Origin of the sequence: Hydrogenophaga bisanensis, assembly GCF_042665135.1 — a bacterium.
Classification (GTDB): Bacteria; Pseudomonadota; Gammaproteobacteria; order Burkholderiales; family Burkholderiaceae_C; genus Hydrogenophaga; species Hydrogenophaga bisanensis.
In genome coordinates, this window is record NZ_JBHTBX010000005.1 from 49871 (window position 1) to 68474 (window position 18604).

The 18604-nt window shown below is 65.1% G+C and carries 19 protein-coding genes and 1 tRNA gene; 12 read left to right on the plus strand and 8 right to left on the minus strand.

The annotated features are described in order from the left end of the window. Positions 1-16: 16 nt before the first annotated feature. The 7 genes from urtE to ACFQNJ_RS08775 all read right to left on the minus strand — a co-directional run bounded on the left by urtE (position 17) and on the right by ACFQNJ_RS08775 (position 10295). Entirely contained in the window at positions 17-715 is a 699-nt protein-coding gene (urtE, locus tag ACFQNJ_RS08745; protein ID WP_382256158.1) for an urea ABC transporter ATP-binding subunit UrtE, read from the minus strand. A 12-nt stretch (positions 716-727) separates the two neighbouring features. Continuing rightward, positions 728-1603: an urea ABC transporter ATP-binding protein UrtD gene (gene urtD / locus ACFQNJ_RS08750; RefSeq protein ID WP_382256161.1), complete on the minus strand. Its 876-nt coding sequence runs from the start codon at positions 1601-1603 to the stop codon at positions 728-730. Then, positions 1600-2712, minus strand: a complete 1113-nt coding sequence (gene urtC / locus ACFQNJ_RS08755; RefSeq protein WP_382256164.1) for an urea ABC transporter permease subunit UrtC — start codon at positions 2710-2712, stop codon at positions 1600-1602. Before urtC ends, urtD begins: the two co-directional genes overlap by 4 nt. Further along, positions 2709-4295 carry an urea ABC transporter permease subunit UrtB gene (gene urtB / locus ACFQNJ_RS08760; RefSeq protein ID WP_382256167.1) on the minus strand — a complete coding sequence of 529 codons (1587 nt, stop codon included), beginning with the start codon at positions 4293-4295 and terminating at the stop codon, positions 2709-2711. The genes urtC and urtB overlap by 4 nt, the downstream gene beginning before the upstream one ends. 12 nt (positions 4296-4307) lie before the next feature. Further along, positions 4308-5573 carry an urea ABC transporter substrate-binding protein gene (urtA, locus tag ACFQNJ_RS08765; RefSeq protein WP_374643379.1) on the minus strand — a complete coding sequence of 422 codons (1266 nt, stop codon included), beginning with the start codon at positions 5571-5573 and terminating at the stop codon, positions 4308-4310. A 149-nt stretch (positions 5574-5722) separates the two neighbouring features. Beyond that, positions 5723-6778, minus strand: a complete 1056-nt coding sequence (locus ACFQNJ_RS08770) for a response regulator transcription factor (protein ID WP_382256169.1) — start codon at positions 6776-6778, stop codon at positions 5723-5725. After that, complete coding sequence (locus ACFQNJ_RS08775) at positions 6765-10295, minus strand: hybrid sensor histidine kinase/response regulator (RefSeq protein ID WP_382256172.1); 3531 nt, start codon at positions 10293-10295, stop codon at positions 6765-6767. Before ACFQNJ_RS08775 ends, ACFQNJ_RS08770 begins: the two co-directional genes overlap by 14 nt. A gap of 114 nt (positions 10296-10409) precedes the next feature. On the opposite strand from ACFQNJ_RS08775, the gene ACFQNJ_RS08780 reads away from it, so the two are divergent. The 9 genes from ACFQNJ_RS08780 (at position 10410) to ACFQNJ_RS08820 (ending at position 15794) form a co-directional block, all read left to right on the plus strand. Next, positions 10410-10712, plus strand: coding sequence for an urease subunit gamma (locus ACFQNJ_RS08780; RefSeq protein ID WP_382256174.1), 303 nt, complete (start codon positions 10410-10412; stop codon positions 10710-10712). A 15-nt stretch (positions 10713-10727) separates the two neighbouring features. Next, entirely contained in the window at positions 10728-10889 is a 162-nt protein-coding gene (locus ACFQNJ_RS08785) for a hypothetical protein (RefSeq protein ID WP_382256177.1), read from the plus strand. An 11-nt stretch (positions 10890-10900) separates the two neighbouring features. Beyond that, positions 10901-11206: an urease subunit beta gene (locus tag ACFQNJ_RS08790; RefSeq protein ID WP_382256180.1), complete on the plus strand. Its 306-nt coding sequence runs from the start codon at positions 10901-10903 to the stop codon at positions 11204-11206. After that, positions 11206-12924, plus strand: coding sequence for an urease subunit alpha (ureC, locus tag ACFQNJ_RS08795; RefSeq protein ID WP_382256182.1), 1719 nt, complete (start codon positions 11206-11208; stop codon positions 12922-12924). Before ACFQNJ_RS08790 ends, ureC begins: the two co-directional genes overlap by 1 nt. A 44-nt stretch (positions 12925-12968) precedes the next feature. Next, entirely contained in the window at positions 12969-13502 is a 534-nt protein-coding gene (gene ureE, locus ACFQNJ_RS08800) for an urease accessory protein UreE (protein WP_382256658.1), read from the plus strand. Next, positions 13465-14196 (plus strand): urease accessory protein UreF, encoded by a 732-nt coding sequence (locus ACFQNJ_RS08805; RefSeq protein WP_382256185.1) that lies wholly within the window; start codon positions 13465-13467, stop codon positions 14194-14196. The genes ureE and ACFQNJ_RS08805 overlap by 38 nt, the downstream gene beginning before the upstream one ends. Positions 14197-14206: 10 nt before the next feature. After that, a complete protein-coding gene (gene ureG, locus ACFQNJ_RS08810; protein ID WP_382256188.1) occupies positions 14207-14872 on the plus strand; it encodes an urease accessory protein UreG in 666 nt (221 codons plus the stop codon). Positions 14873-14886: 14 nt separating this feature from the next. Next, positions 14887-14974 (plus strand) — tRNA-Ser (locus ACFQNJ_RS08815). Positions 14975-15224: 250 nt separating this feature from the next. Continuing rightward, on the plus strand, positions 15225-15794 hold the full coding sequence (locus ACFQNJ_RS08820; protein WP_382256191.1) for a CAP domain-containing protein: 570 nt from the start codon (positions 15225-15227) through the stop codon (positions 15792-15794). 39 nt (positions 15795-15833) lie between these two features. On the opposite strand, the gene ACFQNJ_RS08825 is transcribed toward ACFQNJ_RS08820, so the two are convergent. After that, entirely contained in the window at positions 15834-16106 is a 273-nt protein-coding gene (locus ACFQNJ_RS08825) for a hypothetical protein (RefSeq protein ID WP_382256192.1), read from the minus strand. Positions 16107-16247: 141 nt separating this feature from the next. Here ACFQNJ_RS08825 and ACFQNJ_RS08830 point away from each other — a divergent pair, with 141 nt between their 5' ends. From ACFQNJ_RS08830 to ACFQNJ_RS08840, 3 genes are read left to right on the plus strand one after another with little or no spacing between them, the layout of a single operon-like run. Next, the gene (locus ACFQNJ_RS08830; protein ID WP_382256194.1) at positions 16248-17384 is read left to right on the plus strand and encodes a sensor histidine kinase; all 1137 of its coding nucleotides are present in this window, start codon (positions 16248-16250) and stop codon (positions 17382-17384) included. Continuing rightward, entirely contained in the window at positions 17381-17764 is a 384-nt protein-coding gene (locus ACFQNJ_RS08835) for a response regulator (RefSeq protein WP_374642254.1), read from the plus strand. The genes ACFQNJ_RS08830 and ACFQNJ_RS08835 overlap by 4 nt, the downstream gene beginning before the upstream one ends. Continuing rightward, positions 17761-18600, plus strand: coding sequence for a phosphate/phosphite/phosphonate ABC transporter substrate-binding protein (locus ACFQNJ_RS08840; protein ID WP_382256196.1), 840 nt, complete (start codon positions 17761-17763; stop codon positions 18598-18600). Before ACFQNJ_RS08835 ends, ACFQNJ_RS08840 begins: the two co-directional genes overlap by 4 nt. Positions 18601-18604: the final 4 nt, after the last annotated feature.

Sequence of the window (18604 nt, forward strand, 5' to 3'; positions counted from 1 at the left end):
CGCTGCCAATCGCCCGTCAGATCGCCACCAGCTGGCGGATGTTCTTCGCCTGCATCTCGCTGCCCGGTCCGCTGGCGATGACCTCACCTCGCTCCATCACCACATACTGGTCGGCCAGCTCCTCGGCAAAGTCGTAGTACTGTTCCACCAGCACGATGGCCATGTTGCCGCGGTCGGCCAGCATGCGGATCACCTTGCCGATGTCCTTGATGATGTTGGGCTGGATGCCCTCGGTGGGCTCGTCCAGGATCAGCAGCTTGGGACCGGCCGCCAGCGCTCGCGCAATGGCCAGCTGCTGTTGCTGCCCGCCGGAGAGGTCACCCCCGCGACGACCCAGCATCTGCTTCAGGACAGGAAACAGCTCGTACAGCTCGGCCGGGATGGGGGTGCTGCCGGGCTTGTAGGCCAGGCCCATCTGCAGGTTCTCCTGCACCGTCAGGCGTCCGAAGATCTCGCGTCCCTGGGGCACGAAACCGATACCGGCACGTGCCCGCTCATAGGGTGTGGCCTTGTCGATGGCCTGGCCGTCGAAGCGTATGCCGCCACTCTTGATGGGCACAAGACCCATCAGCGATTTGAGCAGCGTGGTCTTGCCCACACCGTTGCGGCCCAGGACCACTGTTACCTGGCCAAGCTCAGCGGTCAGGTTGACGTTGCGCAGGATATGGCTGCCACCGTAGTACTGGTTGACGTCCTTGACTTCGAGAAGGCTCATGTCGGGTTCTCCTCAGCGGCCCAGATAGACTTCGATGACGCGCTCATCGGCCTGCACCTCATCCAGCGTGCCTTCGGCCAGCACCGAACCATCGCAGAGCACCGTGACCTTCTCCGAAATCGCGCGGATGAAGCTCATGTCGTGCTCCACCACCATCAGCGAATGCTTGCCCTTGAGCGAGAGGAACAGCTCGGCCGTGCGCGCGGTTTCCTCGTCGGTCATGCCAGCCACCGGCTCGTCCAGCAGCAGCAGCTTGGGGTCCTGCATCAGGAGCATGCCGATCTCCAGCCACTGCTTCTGGCCGTGGCTGAGCAGACCGGCCTGGCGGCTGGCACTGTCGGCCAGATGGATCGTGGCCAGCACCTCGGCCAGTCGGTCCTTTTCTTCCCCGGTGAGCGAGAACACCATGCTGCGGCCTACGCGCTTGTCAGTGGCCAGCGCAAGTTCAAGGTTCTCGAAGACCGAGAGCTGCTCGAACACCGTGGGCTTCTGGAACTTGCGGCCGATGCCCAGCGCGGCGATCTCGGACTCGCGGTAGCGCAGCAGGTCGATGGTGCTTCCGAAGAACACGGTGCCGCTGTCGGGCCGGGTCTTGCCGGTGATGATGTCCATCATCGTCGTCTTGCCAGCGCCGTTGGGGCCGATGATGCAGCGCAACTCCCCGGGGGCGATGTCGAGGTTCAGGCCATTGATCGCCTTGAAACCGTCGAAGGACACGTGCACGTCTTCGAGGTAAAGGATGCGGCCGTGCGTGGTGTCCACCTCGCCCGCCTTCGCGACCCGGCCGTAACCGGCGCTGCGACCGCCCGATTCCGTCTGGCCCGGCAACGCGACAGCCTGCAGCTTTTCAAAGCGCTGCGCGCCCGCTTCCATCAGGTCGGGGGTCATGCCTGACCTCCCTTCTTGAACTTCTTCACCAGCCCCACCACGCCTTGCGGCATCCACAGCGTCACCGCGATGAACAGAACGCCCAGGAAGTAGAGCCAGAACTCGGGGAAGGCCACGGTCAGCCAGCTCTTCGCGCCGTTGACCAGGAAGGCGCCGACGATGGGACCGACCAGGGTGGCGCGGCCGCCGACGGCCGTCCACACCGCGATCTCGATGCTGGCCGCCGTGCTCATCTCGCCCGGGTTGATGATGCCGACCTGCGGCACGTACAGCGCCCCGGAAATGCCACACATCACGGCCGAAATGGTCCAGATGGTGAGCTTGTAGGGCAGCGGGTTGTAGCCGCAGAACATGACCCTGCTTTCGGCATCGCGGATGGCCTGCAGCACGCGGCCGAACTTGCTGGCCACCAGCCACCGCGCGAAGACATAAAAGCCCAGCAGCGTCAGGCCGGTGATCACGAACAGCGTCATGCGCATGCCCTGCGTGGCAATCGGCATGCCCAGGATGCGCTTGAAGTCGGTGAAGCCGTTGTTGCCGCCCATGCCGGTCTCATTGCGGAAGAACAGCAGCAGCGCGGCGAAGGTCAGGGCCTGCGTGATGATGGAGAAATACACGCCCTTGATGCGCGAGCGGAAGGCGAAGTAGCCGAACACGAAGGCCACCAGGCCCGGCACCAGCACAATCAGCAGCACCGTGGCGATGAAGCTGTCGGACAGCGCCCAGTGCCAGGGCAGCTCCTTCCAGTCCAGGAACACCATGAAGTCCGGCAGGTCGCTCTGGTAGTTGCCGTCCCTGCCGATCTGGCGCATCAGGTACATGCCCATGACATAGCCACCGAGCGCGAAGAACAGGCCGTGGCCCAGCGAGAGGATGCCGGTGTAGCCCCAGATCAGGTCCATGGCCAGCGCGCAGATGGCGTAGCACATGATCTTGCCCAGAAGGCCCACCATGTAGTCGGACAGGTGAAACACGCTGTCCGCCGGCACCAGCAGGTTCAGTAACGGTGCCAAGGCGCAGACCACCAGCAGCGCGACCATCACGCCGCCGAAGGCACCCCGCGTGAGCAACGGGCCGGGGGTGGGAAGAGAAATGGCGACGGTGTTCATGCCTCGCGACCCTTGAATGCAAAGATGCCTTGCGGACGTTTCTGGATGAAGACGATGATGAAGACCAGCACCGCGATCTTGGCCAGCACGGCGCCGGCCCAGCCTTCGAGGAACTTGTTGAACAGGCCCAGCCCCAGCGCAGCGTAGACCGTGCCCGCCAGTTGCCCCACGCCGCCCAGCACCACCACCATGAAGCTGTCCACGATGTAGTTCTGGCCCAGGTCGGGACCGACGTTGCCGATCTGGCTGAGCGCACAGCCGGCGAGACCCGCAATGCCCGAACCGAGCGCGAAGGCGTAGGTGTCGATGCGTGCGGTGTTCACGCCCATGCAGCTGGCAATCGGCCGGTTCTGTGTCACGCCGCGCACGAACAGGCCCAGACGGGTCTTCGAGATCAGCAGCGTCACACCGATCAGCACGGCCGCCGCGAAGGCGATGATGACGATGCGGTTCCAGGGCAGCGTGAGGCTGCCCATCAGGGTCACGCTGCCGCTCATCCAGCTGGGGTTCTCCACCCCCACGTTCTGCGCGCCGAACAGGCTGCGCACGCCCTGCATCAGCACCAGGCTGATACCCCAGGTGGCCAGCAGGGTTTCCAGCGGCCGGCCATAGAGAAAGCGGATCACGCTGCGCTCCATGGCCGCACCCACCAGGGCCGAGGCGATGAAGGCCACCGGCAGCGCGGCCAGCAGGTACCCGTCGAACCAGTCGGGCAGATAGGTCTTGAAGAAGGCCTGTACCAGCCAGGTGGCGTAGGCACCGATCATGATCAGCTCGCCGTGGGCCATGTTGATCACGCCCATCAGTCCGTAGGTGATGGCCAGACCGAGCGCCGCCAGCAGCAGGATGCTGCCCAGGCTGATGCCTGTGAAAGCCTGTGACAGGCCGCTGGCGACCGCCAGTTTGCGGTCCAGCGACGACAGCGCGGCACCCAGCGCGGCCTTCACGTCGGCGCTGGATTCGGCTTCCAGCTGCGCGGCCAGCAGCGGCCGCAGCGCGGGGTCGCCCCTGCTCCCCAGCGCCTGGGCAGCGGCCAGGCGCTGCCCCTCGTCATCACTGGCCAGCTGCATGGCGGCCTTGGCCAGCTCCAGCAGGGCACGGGCTTTCGGATCCAGCGCACCCGTGAGCGCCTTGTCCACCAGCGGCAGCTGGCTGGCATCGGGCTCGTCGAACGCAGCCCGCTGCAGCAGGGCGGCGGCGGCGCGCTGCAGGGCGGCGTCACTGCCGAACAGATCGCGCGTGGCCAGCGCCGTCTCGATGGCACTGCGCAAGCGGTTGTTGACCACGGCGTCTTCAGCGGTCTCGGAAGGCGTGACCGCCGCACCCGTCACGGCATCGACGGCGCTGCCGTCATCGGCGACGACCAGCACCTGCTCGCCCTGCACTTTCACGGCACCGTTGGACAGGGCCTGGATCAGGGCCAGCCCTTTCTCGTCACCGGCGGCAGCCAGCAGGTTGAGCGTGGCAATGCGCTCATCGCTGTCACCCGCGGCCAGGGTCAGGGCCTCGGCCGGGGTGAGGGCGTGTGCACTGGTGGCGCCGATCAGGCACAGCAGGGCAAGACAGGTTCGCAACCAGCGCATCACGGCTCCCGCTTACTTCTTTTCCGGAACGTTCTTCTTGCCCTTGTTCTCGGCGATGTAGTCGCTCCACGGGTCGGCCACGACCGGCCCCTTGGTCTTCCACACCACGTTGAACTGGCCGTCCGCCTTGACTTCACCGATGAACACCGGTTTGTGCAGGTGATGGTTTTCCTTGTCCATGGTGGCCGTGAAACCACCAGGCGCCGGGAACGTCTGACCCGCCATCGCTGCGATGACCTTGTCGGTGTCGGTGCTCTTGGCCTTCTCGACCGCCTGCTTCCACATGTGGATGCCGATGTAGGTGGCCTCCATCGGGTCATTGGTCAGCGGCTTGTCCTTGTGGCCGGCGATGTTCTTGGCCTTGGCGTAGTCGCTCCACTGCTTGATGAAGGCTGCGTTGGTCGGGTTCTTGATCGACATGAAGTAGTTCCATGCCGCCAGGTGCCCCACCAGCGGCTTGGTGTCCACGCCGCGCAGTTCTTCCTCACCCACCGAGAAGGCCACGACCGGCACATCGGTGGCCTTCAGGCCCTGGTTGCCCAGTTCCTTGTAAAAGGGCACGTTGGAGTCGCCGTTGATGGTGGAAATGACGGCGGTCTTCTTGCCCTCGGAAGAGAACTTCTTGATCTTGCCGATGATGGTCTGGTAGTCGCTGTGACCGAAGGGCGTGTACTCCTCCATGATGTCGCTCTCGGGGATGCCCTTGGACTTCAGGAAAGCGCGCAGGATCTTGTTGGTGGTGCGCGGATACACGTAATCGGTGCCCAGCAGCACGAAGCGCTTGGCCGAGCCGCCATCCTTGCTCATCAGGTATTCCACGGCAGGAATGGCCTGCTGGTTGGGCGCAGCGCCGGTGTAGAACACGTTCTTGGACAGCTCTTCGCCTTCGTACTGCACGGGGTAGAACAGCAGCGAGTTCTTTTCTTCGAACACCGGCAGCACCGACTTGCGGCTGACGGACGTCCAGCAACCGAACACCACGGCCACCTTGTCCTGGTCGATCAGCTGTTTGGCCTTTTCGGCAAACAGCGGCCAGTTGGAGGCGGGGTCCACCACCACGGGCTCCAGCTTCTTGCCCAGCACGCCGCCCTTGGCGTTGATCTCGTCGATCGTCATCAGGGCCACGTCCTTGAGCACTGTCTCGGAGATGGCCATGGTGCCCGACAGGCTGTGCAGGATGCCGACCTTGATGGTGTCGGCGGCATGGGCGGTGGTGAGACCGAAGGCGCCCAGGGCGGTGGCGACCGTCAGGGCTTTGAGGGTGAATCGACGTTGCATCATGGCGCTTCTCCAGGTTTCAGGAACATCCGTTGGTGGGTCTGACTTTCGCCACCGCAGGCCCTCAACAGGCTTTGCGGTGGGGTCAGACGGATGCTAGGGAGAACCCTGAAAAACGTCTGTACGCCGGGTGGCGTACGTCAGGCGCATCAACCCCGCTGCGACTGCAGCATCGGCACCCGGTTGATCGCCATCGCCGCTGCCGCGGTGCGTGTCTCCACCCCCAGCTTGGCGTGGATGCGTTCCAGATGCTTCTTCACCGTCGCGGGACTCGACCCGAGGATGTCGCCGATGTCGCGGTTGATCTTCCCCTTGACCACCCAGTACAGCACCTCGGCCTCGCGTGCCGTCAGGCCGAAGGCCTGGGCCAGGGCTTCGAGTACGGCCGCGTCCGAGGTCTCCTGCATCACGATCAACCAGTCACCGCCTTCCCCGTTGGGACTGGCATCGGCTGGGTCGCCCACCTGCAGATGCAGGCGAAAGGTCAGGCGCCTGGGACCATCCTCGAGCGTGAGGCGGGGGGGCTCCTGAGCCTGCCCCTCGGTGCTGACGATGGCAGGCACATGCCGGCGCAGCCATTGCAGCACCAGCGCGGGCGTCTCGGGGGCCTGCGTACCGCAGTAGCGTTGCAGGAGTTCCCGGGCCAGCGGGGTCTGCCACATCAGGCGGCCATCGTGTTCGCGCACGGTGATGGTGGCGTACCCGAACGCATCCAGTGCGTGCCTGGCCTGTTCACGCTCGACCGCACCCTCCATGGCATGGCGAGCAGTACGAAGATGCACCCCCATGCGAGCCATCACCTCGCGTGGCTTGATGGGCTTGGTCACATAGTCCACCCCGCCAGCGTCCAGCGCGGCGACCAGGTGCTCCGTCTCGGTCAGGCCGGTCATGAAAATGATCGGAATGGCCGCGGTCAACGGGTCGCTCTTCAGCCGTCTGGCCACCTCGAAACCGTCCATCCCGGGCATGACCGCATCGAGCAGGATCACATCCGGCAACGCCTGTGCAGTGCGACGCAGTGCGCTCTCGCCATCCAGGGCCACCAGCACTTCGTAGCCAGCCTCATCCAGTGCGTCGTGCAAGGGCGCCACGTTGTCGGGCACATCATCGACGACCAGCACCACCAAAGCCTGGCGCTGCTGCAGCGGTGCGGGCCGCAGACTCGGTGGCAGCGGGTGCCTGTCAGGGATGTCAGTGCTTCGCATGTTTCATCACCGCCTCTTCAATCGCTTCAAAGCGGAATTCACGGGCCAGCTGACGCCACTGTGCGGCCAACTGGGCCTGTGCCGGACCGCTGGCTGCCCAGTCATCGAGCCACCGCAGAACCCCTCGGGCGTAGCCCAGGCGCAGACATTCCAGCAGCGAGGCCTCTTCGCCGGGCTTGAGCAAGGCGGCCTTATCCTCCGGCGCGGTGGGTGGCGGTACCGGCCCAGAGGCTGACCGATCGGACTCAGCCACCTCGATCCAGTCGATCGACAACTGTCGTCCCAGCCAGCCCAGCAGCTCCTCGCGCCGGACCGGCTTGACCAGAAAGTCCTGTGGCAACAACCCCTGGCCATGGCCCGGGTCCGTCTGCAGCAGCCCCTTGTCGAAGGCATTGGCCGACACGATCGCCATCGGCACCGACGACCAACCTCCCGCCAGCAGGCGCCGCCGGGTCTCCCAGCCATCAATGCCTGGCATGGCCAGGTCCAGCAGGATGACATGCGGTGCCGCAGCATCACCAGGCTGCAAGCCGTCCAGCCACCGGAGCGCGTCGTCACCACTGGTCGCCATCTGCACCTCGAACCCCAGTGGCTGCAGCCAGCGGGTGACCAGCTCACGGTCGGCTTCCTCGTTGTCGACCACCAGCACCCGGCGTCGCGGCCCCGAGTATCCTTTCATGGCCTGAACGGCTGGACGTTGGACCACCACATCCCGCAACTCGGGCAGAAACAGGCGGACCGTGAACACCGTGCCTTGCCCCGGGGTGCTGCGCACGGACATCTCCCCTCCCATCAGATCGGTGAGCATGCGTGCAATGGTCAGCCCCAGGCCGGTTCCATTGCTGCCGGCCGCCCCTGGCTGGGAGCCAGATGTCTCGCCCTGGTGGCCCCGCGCAAAGGGCTCGAACACGCGTGCCAGCTCTTCGGGACTCATGCCGGGTCCCGTGTCGCGGACCTCGAACTGCGCCATCTCGCGGGCGTAGGACACCCGCAGGCAAACACTGCCCTGCCGCGTGAACTTGACCGCGTTGCCCAGCAGGTTGATCAGGATCTGACGCAGGCGCTTTTCGTCGGCCCTCACGGTGAGCGGCAGGGTCTGCCGGCCCTGCATCACCGGCTCATAGACAAAGCTCAGCCCCTTGGCCGCCGCCTGCAATTCGAACAGGCTGGCCACCTCCTGAAGGCTGGCCGCAAACGCCATGGGGCGCACATCGAGTGCCAGCTTGCCCGACTCGATGCGCGCAATGTCCAGCGTGCCCTCGATCAGCGACAGCAGATGCTCACCACCGCGCCGGATCACCCGGATGGCGTGCGCGCGGTGCTCGGGCATGTCCGCGTCCTCCTGCAGCAGTTGCGCATAGCCGAGGATGCTGTTGAGCGGCGTGCGCAGTTCGTGGCTGATGGTGCTGATGTAGCGGGTCTTGGCCTGGCTGGCCGTTTCGGCCACGCGCCTGGCCTGCTGCAGGGCTTCGTCCGTCTTGCGATGCGATTCGATCTCTTTCATCAACAGGCGGGTCTGCCGGTTGGACTCCTCCTGCGCCACTTCCCGGCTCTTGTGGGCCAGCACCAGCCACCAGCAGACGGTGGCCGCCACCAACATCAGCACGGCATACACCCGCAGAAAACCGGAGCGTACCGCGGCATCCAGTGTCTGCGCCAGACCGGCGTCGCTGTCAAACAGCCGATCGCCAAGGCCGAGCAATTCCTGCCGGTACAGCAGCCCCAGCACCGCCGCCAAGGCAGGGGCGACCACCATCATCAGCAGCAGGTAATGCGCCAGTCCGCCCTTGAGGTAAGGCCATGCCCGCCTGGGCAGCACATGGCGCAAGGCCGACTGCCACTGGACCGACAGGCGCGCATGGGGCTTGCAGAGATCACCGCAGCGCGCATCCAGCGAGCAGCACAACGAGCAGATGTGGCCCTGGTAGGCGGGACAATGAGCCATATCGGGGCCTTCGTACTCCCGTTCGCAGATGACGCACCGGTGAACGCTCCAGCGGTGGTCGCTGCCCGGCGGCGGGGCGTACGGAGCGGGCTCCCTGGCCATGTAGTAGCGCCCCTTGGTGACCCTGGCAATGATCGGTGCCGCCACCAGTGCCGTCACCATGGCAATCACGGCCGAAAACGCCTGCGCGCCCTCTCCCATCAGTCCGATGTGGGCAGCGATGGAGAGCAACGAGGCCAGCCCCATGGCCCCGACACCCACCGGGTTGATGTCGTACAGGTGGGCGCGCTTGAACTCGATGCCCCGGGGAGACCACCCCATCGGCTTGTTGATGACCAGGTCCGCCACCACCGACATGATCCAGGCAATCGCGATGTTGGAATAAAGCCCGAGCACCTCACCAATGGCCTGAAACACATTCATCTCCATGAGCATGAACGCGATCAGGATGTTGAAGACCACCCAAACGACCCGGCCAGGATGGCTGTGCGTCAGGCGGGAGAAGAAGTTGCTCCAGGCCAGTGACCCGGCGTACGCGTTGGTCACGTTGATCTTCATCTGGGAGACGACCACGAACACGGCCGTGGCAGCCACCGCCCACCCGTAGGGAAGCAGGTACTCATAGGCCACCAGGTACATCTGGTTGGGATCGACAGCCCGCTCCACCGGCACCATGTGGGTAATGGCCAGGTGACACAGGACAGCGCCCCCCAGCATCTTGAGCACCCCGGGGACCACCCACCCCGGCCCCCCGGCGATCACACCGGCCCACCAGCGCCACTGGCGCCCTGGTCGCGCGGGCGGCATGAACCGCAGGTAGTCCGCCTGCTCACCCATCTGGGTGATCAGCGCAATGCCCACGGTCAAGGCAGCACCAAACAGGTGCCAGGAAAAGGCACCACCCTGACCATCTGCACCTCCGTAGTGCATCACCTGCCCGAATGCACCGGGTTCATGCCAGGCCACCGCCAAAAAGGGCACCACCATCAGGCCCAGCCACAAAGGCTGCGTCCACACCTGGAACCGGCTGATCACCGAGACACCGTGCGTCACCAATGGGATCACCACCACCGCACAGATCAGGTAGCCCCAGGCCGGCGGGATGCCCAGCGCCAGTTCCAGGGCATAGGCCATCACGGCCGCCTCCAGCGCAAAGAAGATGAAGGTGAACGAGGCGTAGATCAGCGACGTGATGGTCGAGCCGATGTAACCGAAACCCGCGCCCCGCGTCAGCAGATCCATGTCCACCCCATGGCGGGCCGCGTACACGCTGATGGGCAGCCCCGCCAGAAAGATGATCAGACCGGTGCACAGGATGGCCAGCGCCGCGTTGACAAAGCCGTACTGCACCAGCAGCGTTGCACCCACCGCTTCCAGCACCAGAAAGGAAGAGACGCCGAAGGCCGTGTTGGCCACCCGCCATTCACTCCACCGGCGAAAGCGCTGCGGCGTGTACCTCAGCGCGTAGTCCTCCATGGTCTCGCTGGCCACCCAGCTGTTGTAGTCGCGACGCACCTTGATGATGCGCTGGGGAGCTTCCCCGGGCGCCGGCGCGGCCTTGTCGGATGTCATGGGGGGCAAGGATTCGTGCGCGTTCACAGGGACCGAGTCGCAGTTTTCATGCCACGCGGCAACCGGGGCACGGTATTTGCTGAACCCCGGGTGACATTCAGGACGAGTGACACCATGGAACTGACCCCGAGAGAGAAAGACAAGCTGCTGATCTTCACCGCCGCCCTGCTGGCCGAGCGTCGCAAGGCGCGCGGCCTCAAGCTCAACTATCCGGAAGCGGTGGCGCTGATCAGCGCGGCCGTGATGGAGGGCGCACGCGATGGCAAGACCGTGGCCCAGTTGATGAGCGACGGTCGCAGCGTGCTCAGCCGCGACGACGTGATGGAGGGCGTGCCCGAGATGATTCCCGACATTCAGGTCGAAGCCACCTTCCCCGACGGCACCAAGCTGGTGACCGTGCACACACCGATTGCCTGATTCCCGGAGCCCCTCATGAAGCACCTCACCTCCCTCGCCCTCACCTTCGCTGCCCTTCCTGCCTTGGCCCATGAAGGCCATGGCCTGTTCGGCAGCCACTGGCATGCCACCGACACGCTCGGGTTTGTCGGTACGGCCGCTCTGATCGGCCTCGCCCTCTGGATGTCCCGTAAGTAAGGGATGCCCCAATGATCCCCGGCGAACTCCTGATCGATGAGGGCGAACACCCCCTCAACCCCGGCCGATCCCCGCTGACCCTCGTGGTCCAGAACACCGCCAACCGCCCGGTACAGGTCGGGTCGCACTACCACTTTGCCGAGACCAACGCGGCGCTGTCTTTCGACCGCGTCGCCGCGCGCGGCAAGCGCCTGAACATCGCCAGCGGCACCGCGGTGCGCTTTGAGCCCGGCCAGCAACGCACGGTGGAACTGGTGGACTTCGCCGGCGACCGCGTGATCTTCGGCTTCCGCGGCCTGACCCAAGGAAAACTGTGATGGCCAGCATCCCCAAACGCGCCTATGCCGACATGTTCGGCCCTACCGTCGGCGACCGGGTGCGCCTGGCCGACACCGGCCTCGTCATCGAGGTCGAGAAGGACTACACCCTGGCCGCCGGCGGCTACGGCGAAGAGGTCAAGTTCGGTGGCGGCAAGACCATCCGCGACGGCATGGCGCAATCTCAACGCACACGGGCCGAAGGCGCTGTGGACACCGTGCTGACGAACGCCCTCATCGTCGACCACTGGGGTATCGTCAAGGCCGACATCGGCCTCAAGGACGGCCGCATCGTCGCCATCGGCAAGGCCGGCAACCCCGACACGCAGCCGGGCGTGGACATCGTCATCGGCGCCGGCACCGAGATCATTTCCTGCGAAGGCTACATCGTCACCGCTGGCGGCATCGACAGCCACATCCACTTCATCTGCCCGCAGCAGGTGGACGAGGCCCTGGCCTCGGGCGTGACCACCATGCTCGGCGGCGGCACCGGCCCGGCCACCGGTACCTTTGCCACCACCTGCACACCTGGCCCCTGGCATATCGAACGCATGCTGCAGGCGGCCGATGGCCTGCCCATGAACATCGGCTTCCTGGGCAAGGGCAACGCCAGCCAGCCGGCACCACTGCGCGAGCAGATCAATGCCGGCGTCATTGGCCTGAAGCTGCACGAAGACTGGGGTACCACGCCCAGCGCCATCAGCAACTGCCTGGACGTGGCCGAGGAGACGGACACCCAGGTCGCCATCCACTCCGACACGCTCAACGAGTCGGGCTTCGTGGAAGACACCATCGCCGCGACCAAGGGCCGCACCCTCTGCGCCTTTCACACCGAAGGCGCCGGTGGCGGCCACGCGCCCGACATCATCCGCGTGGTCGGCGAGGCGAACTTCCTGCCCTCGTCCACCAACCCGACCATGCCCTACACCGTCAACACGCTCGACGAACACGTCGACATGCTGATGGTCTGCCACCACCTGGACGCGTCCATCCCCGAAGACCTGGCCTTCGCCGAAAGCCGTATCCGCCGCGAGACGATCGCAGCCGAGGACATCCTGCACGACCTGGGCGCCATCAGCATCATGAGCAGCGACAGCCAGGCCATGGGGCGGGTGGGCGAGGTGGTGATCCGTACCTGGCAGACGGCCGACAAGATGAAAGCGCAGCGCGGTTCCCTGGCGGAAGACAGCTCGCGCCACGACAACTTCCGCGTCAAGCGCTACGTCGCCAAGTACACGATCAATCCAGCCATCGCACACGGCATCTCGCACATCGTCGGCTCGCTCGAAGTCGGCAAATGGGCCGACCTGGTGATCTGGAAGCCGGCCTTCTTCGGCGTCAAGCCCGCCCTGGTGCTCAAGGGCGGCAGCATCGCGCTGGCCGCCATGGGCGATCCGAACGCGTCCATTCCTACACCGCAGCCGGTTCACTACCGGCCGCAGTTCGGTGCCCTCGGCAGCGCGCTGGCCAGGGGCAGCCTGAGCTTCGTCTCGCAGGCCGCGCAGGCGGCCGGTGTGGCGCAGCGCTACGGCCTGGCCAAGACCACGGTGGCGGTGCAGAACTGCCGCGGCGTCACCAAGGCCAGCATGGTGCACAACAGCTACTTGCCCAAGATGGAGATCGACCCGCAGCGCTACACCGTGCGAGCCGACGGCGTGCTGCTGACCTGCGAGCCCGCCAGCCGGCTTCCCATGGCCCAACGCTACTTCCTTTTCTGACCACTCCCACCACTCCCACCCCTCCCACCCATTCGACCATGAGCATGCTGCAGGCCTCCAAAGTCATCCCTCAGGGGCAGGGTCTCGCGCCGGTGCTCGTGCGGCGCGCAGCCACCCTTACCCTGGACTGGGACATCCGCCAGAAGAGCCGTTTCGACGCCACCGCCTCGGACGGCCGTCAAGTCGGTGTGTTTCTGCCGCGCGGCAGTGTGGTCCGCGGCGGGGATGTCCTGCTCACCCAGGACGGGTCGCTGCTTCGGGTGCTTGCAGCGCCCCAGGCGGTGCTGCGCATCACGCCCTGCACCGATCATGGACATCACCATTCACATGACCACGGCAGCTTTGCCCTGATGCGGGCCGCCTATCACCTGGGCAACCGGCACGTGCCGATCGAGCTTCGGCCCGATCACCTCAAGATCGAACCCGACCACGTGCTGGCCGACATGCTGCGCGCCATGCACCTGAACGTCACCGAAGTTCGGGAGCCTTTCGAACCCGAAGGCGGCGCCTATGGGTCGCACGGCGGTGGCGCCCATCACCATGGGCACGGTCACGACCACGACCATCACCATGGGTGATGGCGGCATGGCGGACGCCGGTCTGCTGCAAGTCTTGTGGATCGCTTCTCCGGCCCTGCCGGTGGGCGGTTTTTCGTACTCCGAAGGACTGGAAGCCGCGGTGGATGCGGGCGTCGTCTCCTGCGAGGACTCGGCGGCTCGCTGGCTGGTGGACCAGTTGCACCTGGGCCTGTCCCGCAGCGACCTGGCGGTGGTGGCGCAAGCCATCCCGGCCTGGCGTGAGGACGATGTCGAACGCATCCGTGCCCTGAACTGCTGGGTCCTCACCACCCGCGAAACTCACGAACTTCGGCTCCAGACCGAACAGATGGGCCGCTCCCTGGCCGAGTGGGCGCGCGCTCTCGGTGAACTGGGACAAGGGCTGACGCAGCGCCTGAACCGGGCGCAGCTTGCCCCACCCACCTACCCCGTAGCCTGCGCATGTGCCCTCGCCAGCAGCCCGGCTGGCCTGCGCAGTTCATTGCTGGGGTTTGCCTTTGGCTGGGCCGAAAACCTGGTGCAGGCCGCGATCAAATCCATTCCCCTGGGGCAGAGCGCCGGCCAGCGCATCCTGGCCCGCCTGGCACGGGAGATCCCGGCCGCGGTGGACCATGCCCTGTCGCTCGATGACGACCGGCGACAGGCCTTCACCCCCATGCTGGCCATCCTCTCGGCCCGTCACGAGACCCAGTACTCCCGCCTGTTCCGATCCTGAAGGCCTCCCTATGACCGCCCTGCACCACATCCCGAACCGCACCAAGCCACTGCCCCCCTTGCGCGTGGGCATCGGTGGACCCGTCGGCTCCGGCAAGACCACCCTGCTGGAAATGCTCTGCAAGGCCATGCGCGAGCGCTACGACCTCATCGCCATCACCAACGATATCTACACCAAGGAAGACCAGCGCCTGCTCACCGTCAGCGGCGCGCTGCCGGCCGAACGCATCATGGGCGTGGAGACAGGTGGCTGCCCGCACACCGCCATCCGCGAAGACGCCTCGATCAATCTCGAGGCCATCGACCGGATGCTGGATCAATTTCCCGATGCCGATGTGGTCTTCGTCGAAAGCGGCGGCGACAACCTGGCCGCCACCTTCAGTCCGGAGCTGTCGGATCTGACCATCTACGTGATCGACGTGGCCGCCGGCGAGAAAATTCCCCGCAAGGGAGGCCCCGGCATCACCAAGAGCGACCTGTTCGTCATCAACAAGACCGACCTGGCGCCCCACGTCGGCGCCGACCTGGAAGTGATGAAGCAGGACACCGCCCGCATGCGGCCGGACGCCCAGCGCCGCCCCTGGGTCATGACCAACCTCAAGACACTGGACGGCCTGCAGGAGGTCATCGGCTTCATTGAACAGCGCGGCATGCTGACAGCTGCCGCGACAGGCTAGAATTCAGGACTCCCGGAGACGTGGGAGAGTGGTTTAATCCAGCGGTCTTGAAAACCGCCGAAGGGCAACCTTCCGTGAGTTCGAATCTCACCGTCTCCGCCAAGACACCCACACCACGCGGCCACCAGGCCGCTTTTTTGTGTCTGCCTGTTTTCAGGCTGCCCACTGAGCGGTCGCCCGGTGCTCGCCTGGCATTTAATGACCGTTCGTCGGAAACCCGGGGCTCAGTACCCCGTTTGAATTCCTTGTAACTAAACCCTGGAGTCACACGAATACCTCTGCTCTCTGTGCAGGAGCAGGGCTCTTGCCGATATGTCTGTCAATACAACAGACAAAGGTCAAGGGGTTCGAGATGAGTGGCTTCTCCCTGCGCACATCCTCGCTGGTGATCGTCGGCGCCAGCCTGTTGTCGGCTTGCGGTGGCGGCGGTGGGGAAGAGGACGGACCGCAGGCTTTCGGTCCCACCCCCCAGGTGCCTGCGAGCGTTCCCGCCGCCCAGGCCTGCGACATCCCCGACTTTGCCGCGCAGATGCTGGCCGCCATCAATGAGGCGAGGGCCACCGCCCGCACTTGCGGTGGTACCTCGTTCGCTCCCGCCCGTGCACTGGCCTGGAACGACCAGTTGGCGCAGGCTGCGGCGAAGCACTCCAGCGACATGGCCAGCCGCAACTTTGTCTCGCACACGGGCTCCGACGGCAGCAGCGCCGCTGACCGTGCCAATGCGGCCGGCTACCGAGGTGCCGTTGGTGAGAATCTGGCTGGTGGACAGACCAGCGTCGGCCAGATGATGAACGAATTGCTGCGCAGTCCCGCACACTGCGCCAACCTCATGGATCCGGCCTACCGCACGGCGGGTGCGGCCTGTGTCAGCAACCGCAGCACCACCTACAAAACCCACTGGACGCAGATGCTGGGTCGTTGACCCGCCATCGACGACCAGTAGGCAGCCGCCGCTGCCCGCTCACTTGGCGGCAGGCGCTTCTCCCACCGCGTCGCGCACGCACTTCTTGGTGAAGCTGTTGCGGGCGGCACCGGCGAGCTTCTTGTCCGTCGCCGCCAGATCGCAGCTGGCTGCAGCGTCCTTCTCGCACTTCTTCAGGAAGGAGTTCTTGGCTGCGCCCGCCAGCCTCTTCTCTGCCGCCGCCGCATGGCAACTGGGCCCCTCCGCCTGCGCAGAAAGTGCAGACACCGACAGCAGCACCACGGCAATCGCCCGGAAAAACGGCATGGACATGACTCACTCCTCAAACAGCTTCTGGAGCGGTAAGTCTGCCACAGACCCGGGCACCCGCCACCTGGCTCAAGGTCCGGCACAAATGACCGATATATTGTCAAATATGTCAAAACTGCATCAAACATCAAGATTGATCAGATCATGTCTACCGCCGCCCAACCCAACCCGCTGCTGACTCTGCTGGACCTGGTGCCCAGCCCGCTGCTGCTTTTCAGCCCGGACGGGCGAGTCGCCTTCACCAACCGGACGGCCAAGGCCATGGGCGCCCGTCCGGCTCTGTCGCTCCCCGGTGACCCTGTCGTGCGGGCGCTGGTGCGCGACATCGGACAGGGTCAGATGGCGGTCGATCGAGTGATTGAGGTGGAGGTCAACTCCGACGACGGTGTGGCCCGGCTGCGCTGTGAGTGTGCGCCCAAGCCGATCGCTGGCCTGGTGGCCATGGCGGTCAGTCTGGTGGAGAAGCCGACGGCAGCTGCGTCAGGACCCGCAGGTGAGCCGACTGCGCCCAAGACGGAGCGCCTGACCCTGCAGCAAATCATGGAACTGCTGCGCGAGGAGCTGATGGGTGCCATGGACGGTGTCATCGCCGCGCTGCCGCAAGCCCCGGAGCCGGTGCTGACACTCAGGGAACGCGTCGAGCGGCTGACGGACATGGTCAACGTTTTCGGCGAGGACGTGCTCATTGGTGACGAACGCATGCTGATGCCCGAGATGGTGCGGGGCACCTGCGCGGAACTCGCCAACCTGGCTCGTGACCGCGCCGTCGATTTCATCTTCGAAGGTGAAAAGGAAGACCTCCCGCCGGTGTATGGCAGCCGAAAGCTGATCCGGCGCGCCCTCTATGAGTGCCTGCGCAATGCGGTCGACCACACCCGCCCTGCCAATGCCACCGCCCCCCGCTCGGCGGTGCGGATCTCGTTCCTGCCCACCGGCAGCCACCTGATGCTGAGCATCCGGAACATGGGTGTCCTCACCGCGCCGGTGCTCAACCGGTATGCGGGCGCCATCTTCCGCGCGGATCAGCATACCGAAGCCAAGGGCACGCCAACTTCCTCGACCCTGCGCATCGGCTTGCCCTTGACCCAGCGGATCATGCAGTTGCACGGTGGCCGGCTAAAGATCGAGGACGTGGATGACGAAATTGATGTCACGCTGGAGCTGCCCACGGGCGCCCCACTGAAGAACACCCAGCATCTGGACATGCTGCAGGCACAAATCTACGCAGAAGACCTGTCGAAACTGCTGGCCCGCAGCCGCGGCCGAAAGAACCCATCATGACTGTCCGAATTCTCATCGTCGACGACCAGCCCGATATCCGCAAGCTCATCAGCCTGACACTGCAGCATCTGGACGATGCGGAATTGCATGAGGCCGATAACGGCGGTGATGCGTGGCGACTGGCCCAGGACCTCAAGCCCGACCTGATGCTGCTGGATGTGATGATGCCGGGCGAACTCGACGGCTACCAGGTCTGCAGCAAAGTCAAGAAAGACCCCCTTCTCGGGCCTCGCACCAAGGTCATCCTGCTGACGGCCCGCGCCCAGAAAGAAGACCTCGAAGCCGGACAGCGCGCGGGCGCCGACGCCTACCTGACCAAGGCATTCAGTCCGCTCAAGCTGCTGGACAAGGTCGACGAGATGCTGGAGGCGCGGTCATGAGTGCGTGGCGGCTGCTTTCATCCGCCTGCCTGCTGCTGGCGGTGTCGCACTCAGCCCTGGCCCAGCCGGCTGTCCAACCCAGCTTGACCCTGGGTGTGGTGCCCCAGTTTCCTGCCGTGGAAACGCAGCGGCGATGGCTACCCGTGACCGAGTCGATCGGTCGCGCATGCTCGGTGCAGATCCGACTGGAGATCTCAACCGACATTCCGGAGTTCGAGGGCAAGTTTCTCGACGGCAAGTTCGACCTCACCTACGTCAATCCGTACCATGCCGTCATGGCCCACAAGGCACAGGGCTACGTGCCCTTGGTGCGCGATGGCGAGAAGCCACTCAAGGGCGTCCTTGTCGTCCAAAAGGACAGCCCGATCAAGCGTCTGAGCGAGCTCTCGGGATCGACGATTGCCTTCCCTGCACCCAATGCCTTCGGGGCCTCCCTGTACATGCGGGCACTTCTTGAACGGGAGCATCAGGTCCGTTTCATACCGGACTATGTCAAGACCCATGGAAATGCCTATCGACACGTCGTCAAGGGCGAGGCGGCGGCGGCCGGCGGCGTGATGGCCACATTCAATGCCGAGCGTCCGGAGATCAGGGAGCAGTTGCGGGTGCTCTATGAGACACCGGGCGCGGCCCCGCATCCCCTGATGGCACACCCGCGGCTCGACACGCCGATCCGACGCTGCATCACCGAGCACCTGACCCAAGCATCGCCGACGATGTCGACGCTGATGGCCGCCATCCAGATGTCACAGCCGGTCAGGGCCGACTATGCGCGTGACTACCAGCCGTTAGAGAAACTGGCGCTGGAGAAGTACGTGGTCCACGGAGCTCCTTGAGGCA

Excerpts from the sequence above, each read along its gene's own strand:
- ACFQNJ_RS08830 (WP_382256194.1), top strand. The coding sequence starts at position 16,248 with ATGTCTACCGCCGCCCAACCCAACCCGCTGCTGACTCTGCTGGACCTG.
- ACFQNJ_RS08820 (WP_382256191.1), top strand. The coding sequence starts at position 15,225 with ATGAGTGGCTTCTCCCTGCGCACATCCTCGCTGGTGATCGTCGGCGCC.
- ACFQNJ_RS08805 (WP_382256185.1), top strand. The coding sequence starts at position 13,465 with ATGGGCACGGTCACGACCACGACCATCACCATGGGTGATGGCGGCATG.
- ureC (WP_382256182.1), top strand. The coding sequence starts at position 11,206 with ATGGCCAGCATCCCCAAACGCGCCTATGCCGACATGTTCGGCCCTACC.
- ACFQNJ_RS08780 (WP_382256174.1), top strand. The coding sequence starts at position 10,410 with ATGGAACTGACCCCGAGAGAGAAAGACAAGCTGCTGATCTTCACCGCC.
- urtC (WP_382256164.1), bottom strand. The coding sequence starts at position 2,712 with ATGAACACCGTCGCCATTTCTCTTCCCACCCCCGGCCCGTTGCTCACG.
- urtA (WP_374643379.1), bottom strand. The coding sequence starts at position 5,573 with ATGCAACGTCGATTCACCCTCAAAGCCCTGACGGTCGCCACCGCCCTG.
- ACFQNJ_RS08775 (WP_382256172.1), bottom strand. The coding sequence starts at position 10,295 with ATGACATCCGACAAGGCCGCGCCGGCGCCCGGGGAAGCTCCCCAGCGC.
- urtE (WP_382256158.1), bottom strand. The coding sequence starts at position 715 with ATGAGCCTTCTCGAAGTCAAGGACGTCAACCAGTACTACGGTGGCAGC.
- ACFQNJ_RS08835 (WP_374642254.1), top strand. The coding sequence starts at position 17,381 with ATGACTGTCCGAATTCTCATCGTCGACGACCAGCCCGATATCCGCAAG.
- urtB (WP_382256167.1), bottom strand. The coding sequence starts at position 4,295 with ATGCGCTGGTTGCGAACCTGTCTTGCCCTGCTGTGCCTGATCGGCGCC.
- ACFQNJ_RS08785 (WP_382256177.1), top strand. The coding sequence starts at position 10,728 with ATGAAGCACCTCACCTCCCTCGCCCTCACCTTCGCTGCCCTTCCTGCC.
- ACFQNJ_RS08840 (WP_382256196.1), top strand. The coding sequence starts at position 17,761 with ATGAGTGCGTGGCGGCTGCTTTCATCCGCCTGCCTGCTGCTGGCGGTG.
- ureG (WP_382256188.1), top strand. The coding sequence starts at position 14,207 with ATGACCGCCCTGCACCACATCCCGAACCGCACCAAGCCACTGCCCCCC.
- ACFQNJ_RS08770 (WP_382256169.1), bottom strand. The coding sequence starts at position 6,778 with ATGCGAAGCACTGACATCCCTGACAGGCACCCGCTGCCACCGAGTCTG.
- urtD (WP_382256161.1), bottom strand. The coding sequence starts at position 1,603 with ATGACCCCCGACCTGATGGAAGCGGGCGCGCAGCGCTTTGAAAAGCTG.
- ureE (WP_382256658.1), top strand. The coding sequence starts at position 12,969 with ATGCTGCAGGCCTCCAAAGTCATCCCTCAGGGGCAGGGTCTCGCGCCG.
- ACFQNJ_RS08790 (WP_382256180.1), top strand. The coding sequence starts at position 10,901 with ATGATCCCCGGCGAACTCCTGATCGATGAGGGCGAACACCCCCTCAAC.
- ACFQNJ_RS08825 (WP_382256192.1), bottom strand. The coding sequence starts at position 16,106 with ATGTCCATGCCGTTTTTCCGGGCGATTGCCGTGGTGCTGCTGTCGGTG.